This window comes from Pseudomonas brassicacearum (genome assembly GCF_009601685.2).
GTDB lineage: Bacteria > Pseudomonadota > Gammaproteobacteria > Pseudomonadales > Pseudomonadaceae > Aquipseudomonas > Aquipseudomonas kilonensis_B.
This window is the reverse complement of record NZ_CP045701.2, coordinates 2,185,829-2,198,703: the sequence shown is the minus strand read 5'-3', so window position 1 is coordinate 2,198,703 and position 12,875 is coordinate 2,185,829. Positions and strand designations below refer to the sequence as shown.

Genomic DNA, 12,875 nt, shown 5'->3' with positions numbered 1-12,875 from the left:
CTGCCCCGTGACTCCTGATGAAAAATCACGAACCTGCACACGGCCGCTGACTGTTCTCCCATGCGCAAATTTCTGTACCTGCTGTTTTCCTTGGCCTTGATTGCCGCACTGATCACCTACGCCCTGTGGACGACGGATCGTCCGGCGGGTCATTACCTGTCCGACCTGCGCATCAGCCTGGCGGTCGACCAGGGCACGCCCGCCGACCGCGGCAACCTGCTGGGCATCCAGCCCGAATTGTTCCCCACCGACTACCAGAGCCCCGAGCGCCTGCATCGCAAACTGGCGGCCTATCTGCAGACGGCTCGCGACCAGGGCTTTCTCAATGCCAAGACCGTGGTGGTCCTGCCCGAGCACATCGGCACCTGGTTGATGGTCGGCGGCGAAAAAGACGAGTTGTACCAGGCCAGTACCTTGAAGGAAGCCATGAACTGGCTGGCGGTCAGTAATCCGCTGGCGTTTATCCAGGCATTGGTCAGCGCTCAAGGCGATAGCCGACTGGACGATGCCTACCTGCGCATGAAAGCCGAGCGCATGGCCCATGACTATCAAGCGCTGTTCGGTGGGCTGGCCAAGGAGTTCGGTATCACCCTGGTGGCCGGCTCCATCGTGCTTCCCGAGCCCAGTGTCAGCGACGGTGAACTGAGGATCGGTCGCGGCGCGCTGTACAACAGCAGCCTGGTGTTCGGCAGTGATGGCCGGCCGATCGGCCAACCACAACGCCAACGACATCCCGTGTTTGAACAGCGCGATGTGCTTGAAGCCGACCGACCGACCGCTTTCCAAGTCATCGACACCCCCGCCGGACGCCTGGCCGTGCTGATCGGCAGCGACAGTTGGTACCCGCTCCACTACCGGCAACTCAACGAGCAGGGGGCGCAACTGATTGCGGTGCCCGCCTTCATCATGGGTCGCGATACGTGGAATAAACCCTGGAGCGGTTATAAAGGCCTGTCCACGCCGAGCGAGGTGAGCCTCAAACCGGGTGAGGTGAGTGAGGGCCAAGCCTGGCATCGCCTGACACTGACCGGTCAATTGCCCATCAGCCAGGCCCGCAACGGCGTCAGCGTGTTCCTGCGTGGCCAGTTCTGGGACAGAGGCAGCGCCGGCCAGAGTTTCATCAGCCACAACGGCCAACACTTCCCCGATGGCAACGCCCGTGGCGCCCGCCTGCTGAACCTGTGGTTGTGAGCATGAAACCGCAGCCGATGCGCCTGGGGAATTTGTCAGTGGGCTTCGTCCATAGCCTGGCTGATGCAGTCGCCAGCCATGGACAGGACCCACAACCTTTGCTTGAGCAGTATGGTCTCGATGCCGCGCGCATGGCCGAGCCCGGGGCACGGCTGTCGATCCCACGCTACATGCGCCTGGGCCACGCCGCGATTCAACAGACCCAGGACCCGGCCCTGGGCCTGCGCATGGGCCAACTCGGCCGCTTGAGCCAGGCCGGGCTGGCAGGCGTCACCGCGGCCCAGGCGCCAACCGTGCGCGAGGCCGCCCGCTGCATGATCCGCTTCGAGCCGCTGTATGGCTCCAACTATCGCGGCCAATCGAGCTTCCATGAAGATGCCCGGGGCGCTTGGCTACGGTTCTATTCCATCAGCCCGTATAACGCCTACAACCGCTTCGTCGTGGATTCGATCATTGCCGGCTGGCTTGCGCAACTGTCCAGCGTCAGCGGCATCGCGCTGCGACCCGAACGCATCGAAATCGAATTCGAGGAGCCGGCGTACGTGGAGGCCTACCGCACGCTCGGTGACTGCCCGATCCAGTTTGGCGCCGAACAGAATCAACTGCGCCTGGGCCTGGACAGCCTCGCCCTGCGCAATCCACAGCATTGCCCCAGCACCTGGCATCACCTGGTTCAGTTATGTGAACGGGAACTGGAACAACTGACCCGCACCCGTAGCCTGCGCGAGCGCATCATCCAACTGCTGGGACCGTTGCTCAACGGCGGCCGGGAACCCGATCTGGAAGAAGTGGCGGCCCGCCTGAAGCTGCCGACCTGGACCCTGCGTCGCAAGCTGGCCGAGGAAGGCACGCAGTTTCGCGCCATCCTCAACGACACTCGTCGCGACTTGGCCATGACGTACATACGCGATACCGAACTGGCGTTCGGCGAAATCGCCTATCTATTGGGATTCGCCTCAGCCGAGGCATTTCAACGGGCCTTCAAGCGCTGGAACAACCAGACGCCTGGGGAGTTTCGTCGTAGCCACAGAGGGGTTTGAACCTCCAGAGCCTGGTTTTGCGCTTACTACTTATAGCTTGTAGCGAAGCTTACAACTCCGTCGCATCTTCGGCGGGTTCCAACGTGTCCAGTTCATACGCCTGGTATTCCAGCAGCTCTTCCTGATAATCATCCATTACGTGTCCTTCCCCTGTCATTGAAACCAATACCTGATGGCGCTGGCATCAGCATAAAGCTGCTTTATGAACAAAACATGAAGCAAAGGCTTCATGAATTAAACGTAGCACAGGGGCGCAAAATTACCGTGTGAAGCGTGACAGGGCGTTACTCCCTGCCACTGGACTTCAGGATGCCGGAAGCGGCTGGATCGGCTCGGTCGGGGCCGGCAATGAGCTGGACGGTGGTGGCGGCGTAACGGTTTCGGTCGTCGGCGCAGACTCGAACGACTCGGGCGCAATCGGCGCGGGCTCGCTCGGCGGTACGACGGGCTCCAACACCGTGGGAGCGGTTTCGACGGGGGCCGGCGCGGCCTCCTCTACCGGGGTGGCTGGCACGGGGGCGACAGGCTCCGGGGCAGGCTCCGGTGCGGGCGCTGGAGCGGCCACTAGGGCAGCCGGCTCGACCTTGGACTCCGGAACGCCCAGTTCAGCTTTCGGTTTCTCTGCGTTCTCGGCGTTCTCGGCAGCTTTCTTCGCCTCGGGAGGCAGGAACAGCTCCACCAAGGCGAAGAAACGCTCATAGAACTTGGCCGCGGACACGGTTTCGCTGGCGACCTTGACCATCGAATCATCCGAGGAGCCGATCGGCATCGATACCGAACCCAGCACACCCACGCCCAGGCTGGCGGAGTTGTTGATTTTCTTCAGGGCATAACGGTCCTGCAAGGCGTTGGCGAACATGGTCGCACGGTGTCCAGCGCCGCCATCTTCGGCACAGACCAGGTTGAAACTGATCTCCATGTGGGTGTCGCCGGTTTGCTGGAAACTCTTGTGACCGCTGACCAGCTTCGGATCGCTGCTGGTGATGATGTAGCCCTGGCTGAGCAATGCCCTACGCCCGGCCTCACAGGTCGTCGCATCGCTCACTGGGTAAGTGCGCGAAAACGTGCCGGAATCATCGAAGTTCTCGTGCTCGTAAATGGCGGTTTTCTTCGACGAGCAACCGGCTGCGACGGCCAGCACCAGTGCAAGCCCGACGGTGCGCATGTGAAATGATTTGAACATTGAACATCCTGAGAAAAACGGTCCGGGGCGTATTGTGCAACAGAACGCGACTTGGCAGCGTGGCTAATCTTGTTTCAAGGGGGTTACAAGTCTACTGGGGGTTGTTTGCAGGAAAAAGACGCCAGCCTGATAGATCGACGAACACCCGCCCCGAGCAACAAGCAGACACAAAAAAATCCGGGATTTAGCTTAATGCTGTTCAGTCGCGCCGTTAATGAAGATTTTGATATCACGTTCAGAGCGGCGTAGTTCAGTGTGTATATCCATTACCGCAGAAACGGATATACACCCAAAACCCAAAACCCAAGCCAAAAAAAACGACGCTTCCCCATTTCTAAAAGAAGCGCCGTTTTTTCTAACTGAACAGCATCACAACCAGGTTTGAAAAAGCATCAAGCAATTAGAAACGCTTGATCTCCGCCTGGCTCTCCAACTGCTTGCGATACGCCGCAAAGTCCTGCTGACCAACACGGGACGCGAGGTAGCGGCGATACTCCGCCTTCTCTTCGTCAGTCGGTGCCGCCGCTTCGTTCACGCCGTTCAGACGCACAACCACCAGGCTGCCATCAGGCAAGGTCACGCTGGTGAACGTCGGCTTGTCCTTGGACTCAGGCTTGGGCATGCGGAACAGTGCTTGCAGCACCGCCGGTTCGATGCCTTCCTGGTTGCGGGTTGCCGCCTGGGTGGCTTTCCAGTCTTGGCCGTCGACCGGCTTGTCCAGTGCTGCCTTGCCGTCGCGCAGGCTGGCGATCAACTCGTCGGCCCGGGTCTTGGCTGCCGCGCTGGCGTGCTCCTTGGTCAATTGAGCACGAATCGGCCCTGCCACGCTTTCCAGCGGCAGTTGCTCAGGCTTGCGGTGCTCCTTGGCACGCAGCACCACGACGGTTTCCGGGTCCAGCTCGATAGCGGTGCTGTTGGCACCCTCATCCAGCACTTCCGGACTGAACGCAGCAGTAACCACGGCACGATTGGCCGCAATCCCTTCGCCGCCTTCACGACCGAAAGGGGCCGACGTGTGGATGGTCAGCTTCAGGTCCTGGGCCGGTTGCGCCAGGTCGGACGCTTCGAACGAGGCATCCTCCAGTTGCTTGGTCGCCTCAACGAAACGCTGCTCCACCTGCTGGGTCTTCAGCTCGCGGGTCAGCTTGTCCTTGAGACTGGCAAACGTAGGCACTTCAGGCGCCTCGACACCCAGCAGCTTGATCAGGTGCAGACCGAAATCGGTGCGTACCGGAGCCGAAACCTGGTCCTTGTTCAAGGCGTACAAGGCCTTTTCGAATTCCGGATCGTAAACGCCAGGACCAGCGTAGCCTAGATCGCCGCCGTTGCTGGCCGAACCCGGGTCTTGGGAAAACTCCTTCGCCAACGCTTCAAACGACTCGCCTTTGGCCAGGCGAGCCTGGATCTCTTCGATCTTCGCCTTGGCCTGGGCTTCGGTCACCTTGTCGTTCACTTCGATCAGGATGTGCGCAGCCCGACGCTGTTCGGACAGATTGGCGATTTCTTTCTGATAGGCCGCCTGCAAGTCTTCGTCCTTCACGCTGACCTGATCGAAGAAGGAAGCTTTCTTCAGCTCGAGGTAATCGATGACCACCTGGTCAGGCGTCATGAATTCCTTGGCGTGTTGGTCGTAGTATGCCTTGACCTCATCATCGGTCAGCTTGACGGAGGCCGGGTCGGCCTTGATGTTCAAGGTGGCGAAATCACGCGTCTGTTTTTCCAGGCGGGCAAATGCCAGCACTTGGGCATCGGTGACAAAACCGCTGCCTGCCAGGCCGGCGCGCAACTGACCGATCAGCATTTCCTGAGCCAGCATCTGGCGGAACTGCATACGGCTGTAGCCCAACTGGCGAATGACCTGATCGAAACGCTCGGCGCTGAATTTGCCATCGACCTGGAACTCAGGCGTCTGCAAGATCACTTGATCAAGCGCGGCTTCGGAGAAAGCGAATTTCGCATCGTGTGCGCCTTGCAGCAACAACTTGCGGTCGATCAGGCCCTTGAGCGCTGAATCGCGCAGCATTTTTTCGTCCAGCAGGGAGGCGTCGAAATCCTTGCCCAACTGTTGCATGAGCTGACGGCGTTGCATGTCGACCGCCTGGCTCAGCTCGTTCTGGCTGATGTTTTCGCCGTTGACCTTGGCCGCTTCGTTGCTGTTGGTAGTGGCTTTGAAAATGGCATCGAAACCGGTCAACGCCATCAATGCGACGATGACCCCGATGATGGTCTTGGCAATCCAGCCTTGTGAATTGTCCCTGATATTCTGCAGCATGCGTCCCCCAGAAACGGTTGAACTTCAAATTTAGGCAACCGTGGAGCGTGGGTAGAATCCGGATAGAAGAAAGGCGCATCCGAGGATGCGCCTTCTCGTAACTGGCGGAGCGGACCGGACTCTAACCTGCAAGCCCTGGTGTGCCAGACCGGTTGCAACCGGCCGTATTACCGCTCCGCTGCCAAGCCAGGCATGACCCCGACCCGGATAAACTCAACGAAACCTTAGTTAACGGCTTCTTTCAGCGCTTTACCAGCTTTGAAGCCTGGCTTTTTGGCAGCAGCGATTTCCAGCGTCTTACCGGTCTGCGGGTTGCGACCGATACGAGCAGGACGATCGGTCACGGAGAAGGTGCCGAAACCAACCAGAACAACAGAGTCGCCAGCCTTCAGAGCGCCAGTGACGGATTCGATTACAGCGTCCAGCGCACGGCCAGCAGCAGCTTTCGGGATATCAGCGGATGCAGCGATAGCATCAATCAGTTCCGACTTGTTCACTCTAAGTCCCCTTATATCTATTTGAGATGATTCTAAGTTTTTTTGGTGAAAGCAAAAACGAGTGCTGAATGGCCTGCAGACACTTAAGAGCCGCTTTATAACAAGGGCTCTAAAAAACTGTCAAGGAAGCCCCCCAGGCAAATGCGTATTAATGCGTGCTAATTCTTTCCTTAGAGTCAGACTCTCGCTTTTCTTCCTTCGCGACAATCTCAGGAGCCACATCCGGCAAGGGCTCCGGCGCGTATTGCAGCGCAATTTGCAGGACCTCGTCAATCCATTTAACGGGTTTGATCTGAAGATCTTGCTTGATGTTGTCAGGAATTTCCTTCAGATCGCGGACATTCTCTTCAGGAATGATCACGATCTTGATCCCACCACGGTGTGCCGCCAGCAATTTTTCCTTCAGGCCGCCAATCGCCAGGACTTGGCCACGCAGCGTGATTTCACCCGTCATGGCGACGTCGGCGCGCACCGGAATACCGGTCAGTGCCGAGACCAGCGCCGTGCACATGCCTACACCGGCGCTTGGGCCGTCCTTGGGCGTAGCCCCTTCAGGCATGTGGATATGCGTGTCGCGCTTCTCATGGAAGTCCAGGGGAATGCCCAGGCTCCGGGCGCGGCTGCGAACCACCGTCAACGCCGCAGTGATGGACTCGACCATCACGTCGCCCAGGGAACCGGTCTTGATCAGTTGACCCTTGCCCGGCACCACGGCCGCTTCGATGGTCAGCAACTCACCGCCGACCTGGGTCCAGGCCAGGCCAGTCACCTGGCCGATCTGGTCCTGTTGCTCGGCGAGGCCATAGCGGAACTTGCGCACGCCCAGAAAGTGCTCCAGCAGGTCCGAAGTGACCTTGACCGCGAAGCGTTTTTCCAGCGCATGTTCCTTGACCGCCTTGCGGCAGACCTTGGCAATCTGCCGTTCCAGGCCACGTACACCGGCTTCGCGGGTGTAGTAGCGGATGATGTCGCGAATCGCTTCCTCGTCGAATTCCAGCTCGCCTTTTTTCAGGCCGTTGGCCTGGATCTGCTTGGGCGAAAGGTACTTCACGGCGATGTTGATCTTCTCGTCCTCGGTGTAGCCCGGCAGACGAATCACCTCCATCCGATCCAGCAATGCTGGCGGAATGTTCATGGAGTTGGAGGTGCAGAGGAACATCACGTCCGACAGGTCGTAGTCGACCTCCAGGTAGTGATCGTTGAAATTGTGATTCTGCTCAGGATCGAGGACTTCGAGCAACGCAGAGGCAGGATCGCCGCGCATGTCGCTGCCCATCTTGTCGATTTCGTCCAAAAGGAACAGCGGATTGCGCACGCCGACCTTTGTCATTTTTTGAATCAATCTTCCCGGCATCGAACCGATGTAGGTCCGGCGATGACCACGAATTTCCGCCTCGTCGCGCACGCCGCCAAGGGCCATGCGTACGAATTTACGGTTGGTTGCGTGAGCAATCGACTCCGCAAGGGAGGTTTTACCAACCCCGGGAGGACCGACCAGGCACAGGACCGGGCCACGAATCTTCTTCACGCGCTTCTGCACGGCGAGGTATTCAAGGATGCGCTCCTTGACCTCTTCCAGGCCGTAATGGTCGGCGTCGAGGATGTCTTCGGCACGCGCCAGGTCAAGACGCACCTTGCTCTGGGCTTTCCACGGCACCTGGACCAACCAGTCGATGTAGGAGCGCACCACGGTGGCCTCAGCAGACATCGGCGACATTTGCTTGAGCTTGTTCAGCTCGGCCTGGGCCTTGGCCAGTGCATCCTTGGGCAAGCCGGCGGCATCGATGCGTTTTTTCAGCTCTTCGATTTCGTTGTGGCCTTCGTCGCCATCGCCCAGCTCTTTCTGAATGGCCTTCATCTGCTCATTCAGGTAGTACTCGCGCTGACTGCGCTCCATTTGCTTCTTCACACGACCGCGAATGCGTTTCTCGACCTGCAACAGATCGATTTCGCCGTCGAGCAGTGCCAGCACGTGTTCGACACGGGCCGACAAATCAATGATTTCGAGAATTTCCTGCTTCTGCTCGATCTTGAGGGCCATATGGGCCGCCATCGTATCAACCAGCCGTCCCGGCTCATCGATGCTGTTAAGCGACGACAGGACCTCTGCAGGCACCTTCTTGCCCAGTTGCACGTATTGTTCGAACTGCGACAGCAGGCTGCGGACAAACACCTCTGATTCACGCTCGGGCGCATCGACCTCTTCGATCAGCGACACCTCGGCCCGGCAATGGCCGTCCACTTCGCTGAAACGCTCGATAGCACCGCGCTGCTCGCCTTCGACCAAGACCTTGACGGTGCCGTCGGGCAGCTTGAGCAATTGCAGAACCGTTGCAATCGTACCTACGCGATACAGTGCGTCTTCGCCGGGATCATCGTCGGCTGGATTTCTCTGAGCCAGCAGCAGAATCTGCTTGTCACCCGTCATCGCAGCCTCAAGGGCTTCGATGGACTTCTCGCGCCCCACGAACAGCGGGATAACCATGTGCGGATACACCACGACATCGCGCAATGGCAGGAGAGGCAATTCGATGGTTGTCTTCATGATTTCGCCTCTACGGCGGCCCTCGGGCCGGAAACAGATGGAAGTAAGCTTGAAACCAAGATGGGGGCAGCCTTGAAAAAAAACAAGCGCTAAGACACGTCTAAAACGCGCTAAAAGCAAAGGGGCCCGAAGGCCCCTTCTTTGTTCCGGCAGCGGGACGCTTAAGCGTCCGGTGCGGCCTTGGCAGCCGGCTCACTGTTTTCATAGATATACAGTGGCTTGGACTTGCCTTCTATAACGCTTTCATCGATCACGACTTTACTCACCTCGGACTGCGAGGGGATCTCATACATCGTGTCGAGCAATACGCCTTCGAGAATCGAACGCAATCCACGGGCACCGGTCTTGCGCTCCAGGGCACGTTTTGCGACCGATTTCAGCGCGTCGGAACGGAATTCCAGGTCTACACCTTCCATTTCGAACAGCTTGGCATACTGCTTGGTCAGGGCGTTTTTCGGCTCGGTCAGGATCTGCATCAACGCCGCTTCATCCAGCTCGTCCAGCGTCGCCAGGACCGGCAGACGACCGACGAATTCCGGGATCAGGCCAAACTTGACCAAATCGTCAGGCTCGACTTCACGCAGGGATTCACCGACTTTCTTGCCTTCTTCCTTGCTGCGCACTTCGGCGTTGAAACCGATGCCACCACGGGTGGAACGGTTTTGAATAACCTTTTCCAGGCCGGAGAACGCACCACCGCAGATGAACAGGATGTTACGGGTGTCGACTTGCAGGAATTCCTGCTGCGGATGCTTGCGACCACCTTGGGGTGGAACGGAAGCGACCGTACCTTCGATCAACTTGAGCAAGGCCTGCTGCACGCCCTCACCGGAAACATCCCGGGTGATGGACGGGTTGTCGGACTTGCGGGAAATCTTGTCGATTTCGTCGATGTAGACAATGCCCATCTGGGCCTTTTCCACATCGTAGTCGCACTTCTGCAACAACTTCTGAATAATGTTCTCGACATCTTCACCTACATAACCAGCCTCGGTGAGGGTGGTTGCGTCGGCGATGGTGAACGGAACGTTCAGCAAGCGGGCCAGGGTTTCGGCAAGCAGGGTCTTACCCGAGCCTGTCGGGCCGATCAGCAGGATGTTGCTCTTGCCGAGTTCGACCTCGTCATTCTTCTTGTCACGTTGGTTCAGGCGCTTGTAGTGGTTGTACACCGCTACGGCCAGTACCTTTTTTGCACGTTCCTGACCAATCACATACTGATCAAGGATGCCGCTGATTTCTTTAGGCGAAGGCAATTTATGCGCGCTGCTCTCGGCCTGGGCTTCCTGCACCTCCTCGCGGATGATGTCATTGCACAGGTCGACGCACTCGTCGCAAATGAAGACCGAGGGGCCGGCAATCAATTTGCGCACTTCATGCTGGCTTTTGCCACAGAAGGAGCAATAAAGCAGTTTGCCGTTGTCCTCGCCGTTGCGGGTGTCAGTCATTCGATCGATCCAAATCCGATAGGCTTGCAACACAAGATGAAGGCAATTGCGGGCTTTTTCAAGCCCGCAGGCGGCCGGTCATCCCAACCACCTGCATTTTGAGCGGCTTAGGCAGGCATTTGACGCTTGTTGATCACGGAGTCGATCAGGCCATATTCGGCTGCACGCTCGGCGCTCATGAAGTTGTCACGCTCGGTGTCACGCTCAATGGTTTCGAGGCTTTGGCCGGTATGATGGGCCAGCAACGAGTTCAGGCGCGAACGAATGTGGAGGATTTCCTTGGCATGGATGTCGATATCCGACGCCTGGCCCTGGAAGCCGCCCAATGGCTGGTGAATCATCATCCGCGAGTTAGGCAGGCAGTGACGCTTGCCCGCTGCGCCGCCGGCGAGCAGGAAGGCGCCCATGCTGCAGGCCTGGCCGATGCAGATGGTGGAAACGTCAGGCTTGATGAACTGCATGGTGTCGTAGATCGACATGCCCGCAGTCACCGAACCGCCAGGTGAGTTGATGTACAGATGGATATCCTTGTCCGGGTTTTCCGCTTCAAGGAACAACAGCTGCGCCGCGACCAGGTTGGCCATGTAGTCTTCAACGGGGCCGATCAGGAAGATGACGCGTTCCTTGAGCAGACGCGAGTAGATGTCATAGGCACGTTCGCCGCGGGCGGACTGCTCGATAACCATCGGGACCAGGCCGCCTGCGGCCTGGATGTCAGAGCTCTGCTGATAAAAAGAATTGCGGGACATGTCTCGCAGTCACTCCCAAATAGTTATGTCTTGAATACGCATAAGCCAGCGCGAAGGCTGGCTTATGGGTGTTTATTTCTTACCGCAGAACCATCAATCGGCTTGTGGAGCTTCCACCGGCTTGACCGCTTCTTCGTAAGAGACCGCTTTATCGGTCACGCTAGCTTTCTGCAGAACAGTATCCACAACTTGTTCTTCCAGCACAACCGAACGGACTTCGTTCAGTTGCTGGTCGTTCTTGTAGTACCAGGACACGACTTGCTCAGGCTCTTGATAAGCCGAGGCCATTTCCTGGATCAGCTCGCGAACGCGGGCTTCGTCAGGCTTGAGCTCGAATTGCTTGACCACTTCGGCGACGATCAGGCCCAGCACGACGCGGCGCTTGGCTTGCTCTTCGAACAGTTCGGCAGGCAGTTGATCCGGCTTGATGTTGCCACCGAACTGCTGAACGGCCTGCACGCGCAGACGGTTCACTTCGTTGTCCAGCAGGGCCTTTGGCACTTCGATCGGGTTGGACGCCAGCAGACCGTCCATGACCTGGTTCTTGACCTTGGACTTGATGGCTTGGCGCAGTTCACGCTCCATGTTCTTGCGAACTTCGGTGCGGAAACCTTCCAGACCGCTTTCCTTGATGCCGAACTGGGCGAAGAACTCTTCGTTCAGCTCAGGCAGTTTCGGCTCGGAAACAGTGTTGACGGTCACGGTGAACTCGGCGGCTTTGCCAGCCAGGTCCAGGTTCTGGTAGTCCTCAGGGAAGGTCACGTTCAGAACGCGCTCTTCACCGGCCTTGGCGCCAACCAGGCCGTCTTCGAAACCAGGAATCATGCGACCGGAGCCCAGCACCAGCTGGGTAGCCTTGGCGGAACCGCCCGCGAACACTTCACCGTCGACCTTGCCGACGAAATCGATGTTCAGTTGATCTTCGTTCTGGGCAGCACGCTCAGTCACTTCGAAACGGGTGTTCTGCTTGCGCAGGATGTCCAGCATCTTGTCCAGGTCGGCATCCGACACGTCAGCGCTCAGGCGCTCGACGGCGATGGATTCGAAACCGGCAACCGTGAACTCAGGGAACACTTCGAACGTGGCGACGAATTCCAGGTCCTTGCCTTTTTCCAGCACTTTAGGCTCGACGGACGGAGCACCGGCCGGGTTCAGCTTTTGCTCGACGACCGCTTCGTAGAACGAAGACTGGATCACGTCGCCCACGGCTTCCTGACGCGCATCAGCTTCGTAACGCTGACGGATCACGCTCATTGGCACTTTGCCTGGGCGGAAACCTGGGATTTTGGCCTTTTGGGCAGTCTGCTGCAGACGCTTGTTGACCTGAGTCTCGATGCGCTCAGCCGGCACGGTGATGCTCATGCGGCGCTCAAGAGCAGAAGTATTTTCAACAGAAACTTGCATGGATATTCCTCGTTGCACAGACGTTGGCCGGGCGTTTCCGACCCCAGAATCAAGGGCATGCATTCTAGTAGGTCAAACTCAAGAAGTCACCCTACTGAAAACGCGCTGGAAACAGGCGCCGGATTTAGGACGGGACAAACGGTCATGCCCCACCCGGATTGCAAATACAGTCGATTCATCCCAGGGCTCTGCACCGACGCTTCTATATATAGAAGCGACTTGTCCGATCGCGCGACGCCCGCCCCCACAAGGAGACCGACGGACATGTCGCGCATCATCACGAAACACATTCGCGACGAACCGAGCGCGGCACACAACCCCAAGAACAGCGCCGACGCCAAACACAGAACCACTGAAAACAAAAACGGCGCAGCCCTTTTCAGGTACTGCGCCGTTTTTTGCTATTTAAATAGCGACTTGTATGGTGCGGACGGAGAGACTCGAACTCTCACACCTTGCGGCGCTGGAACCTAAATCCAGTGTGTCTACCAATTCCACCACATCCGCGTATCAAGCTTTTAAAGCAAAGGCGCCAGATTGTTAGATCTG

The 12,875-nt window shown here is 58.1% G+C and carries 9 protein-coding genes and 1 tRNA gene; 2 read left to right on the top strand and 8 right to left on the bottom strand.

What is annotated here, in order from left to right; genetic code table 11:
* Window positions 1-60 precede the first annotated feature (60 nt).
* Both GFU70_RS09645 and GFU70_RS09640 read left to right on the top strand, forming a co-directional pair.
* Window positions 61-1,191, top strand: coding sequence for a carbon-nitrogen hydrolase family protein (locus GFU70_RS09645; protein WP_116642798.1), 1,131 nt, complete (start codon window positions 61-63; stop codon window positions 1,189-1,191).
* Window positions 1,192-1,193: 2 nt separating this feature from the next.
* Window positions 1,194-2,231 carry an AraC family transcriptional regulator gene (locus GFU70_RS09640; protein ID WP_153387933.1) on the top strand — a complete coding sequence of 346 codons (1,038 nt, stop codon included), beginning with the start codon at window positions 1,194-1,196 and terminating at the stop codon, window positions 2,229-2,231.
* 304 nt (window positions 2,232-2,535) lie between these two features.
* On the opposite strand, the gene GFU70_RS09635 is transcribed toward GFU70_RS09640, so the two are convergent.
* From GFU70_RS09635 to GFU70_RS09600, 8 genes are all read right to left on the bottom strand, one after another.
* A complete protein-coding gene (locus GFU70_RS09635) occupies window positions 2,536-3,414 on the bottom strand; it encodes a DUF2242 domain-containing protein (protein WP_153387932.1) in 879 nt (292 codons plus the stop codon).
* A gap of 400 nt (window positions 3,415-3,814) precedes the next feature.
* Window positions 3,815-5,686, bottom strand: a complete 1,872-nt coding sequence (locus tag GFU70_RS09630) for a SurA N-terminal domain-containing protein (RefSeq protein ID WP_153387931.1) — start codon at window positions 5,684-5,686, stop codon at window positions 3,815-3,817.
* A 224-nt stretch (window positions 5,687-5,910) separates the two neighbouring features.
* Entirely contained in the window at window positions 5,911-6,183 is a 273-nt protein-coding gene (locus GFU70_RS09625) for an HU family DNA-binding protein (protein WP_002552737.1), read from the bottom strand.
* A gap of 148 nt (window positions 6,184-6,331) precedes the next feature.
* Window positions 6,332-8,728: an endopeptidase La gene (gene lon, locus GFU70_RS09620; protein WP_058545636.1), complete on the bottom strand. Its 2,397-nt coding sequence runs from the start codon at window positions 8,726-8,728 to the stop codon at window positions 6,332-6,334.
* 161 nt (window positions 8,729-8,889) lie between these two features.
* Window positions 8,890-10,173 (bottom strand): ATP-dependent Clp protease ATP-binding subunit ClpX, encoded by a 1,284-nt coding sequence (gene clpX, locus GFU70_RS09615; RefSeq protein ID WP_024778305.1) that lies wholly within the window; start codon window positions 10,171-10,173, stop codon window positions 8,890-8,892.
* Window positions 10,174-10,280: 107 nt separating this feature from the next.
* The gene (clpP, locus tag GFU70_RS09610; RefSeq protein ID WP_003183177.1) at window positions 10,281-10,922 is read right to left on the bottom strand and encodes an ATP-dependent Clp endopeptidase proteolytic subunit ClpP; all 642 of its coding nucleotides are present in this window, start codon (window positions 10,920-10,922) and stop codon (window positions 10,281-10,283) included.
* A 93-nt stretch (window positions 10,923-11,015) separates the two neighbouring features.
* Window positions 11,016-12,326 (bottom strand): trigger factor, encoded by a 1,311-nt coding sequence (gene tig / locus GFU70_RS09605; protein ID WP_116642801.1) that lies wholly within the window; start codon window positions 12,324-12,326, stop codon window positions 11,016-11,018.
* 422 nt (window positions 12,327-12,748) lie between these two features.
* Window positions 12,749-12,833, bottom strand: a tRNA-Leu gene (locus GFU70_RS09600).
* Window positions 12,834-12,875: the final 42 nt, after the last annotated feature.

Coding starts and splice junctions, on each gene's coding strand:
- clpX (WP_024778305.1), bottom strand. CDS start 10,173: ATGACTGACACCCGCAACGGCGAGGACAACGGCAAACTGCTTTATTGC.
- clpP (WP_003183177.1), bottom strand. CDS start 10,922: ATGTCCCGCAATTCTTTTTATCAGCAGAGCTCTGACATCCAGGCCGCA.
- GFU70_RS09645 (WP_116642798.1), top strand. CDS start 61: ATGCGCAAATTTCTGTACCTGCTGTTTTCCTTGGCCTTGATTGCCGCA.
- lon (WP_058545636.1), bottom strand. CDS start 8,728: ATGAAGACAACCATCGAATTGCCTCTCCTGCCATTGCGCGATGTCGTG.
- tig (WP_116642801.1), bottom strand. CDS start 12,326: ATGCAAGTTTCTGTTGAAAATACTTCTGCTCTTGAGCGCCGCATGAGC.
- GFU70_RS09630 (WP_153387931.1), bottom strand. CDS start 5,686: ATGCTGCAGAATATCAGGGACAATTCACAAGGCTGGATTGCCAAGACC.
- GFU70_RS09640 (WP_153387933.1), top strand. CDS start 1,194: ATGAAACCGCAGCCGATGCGCCTGGGGAATTTGTCAGTGGGCTTCGTC.
- GFU70_RS09635 (WP_153387932.1), bottom strand. CDS start 3,414: ATGTTCAAATCATTTCACATGCGCACCGTCGGGCTTGCACTGGTGCTG.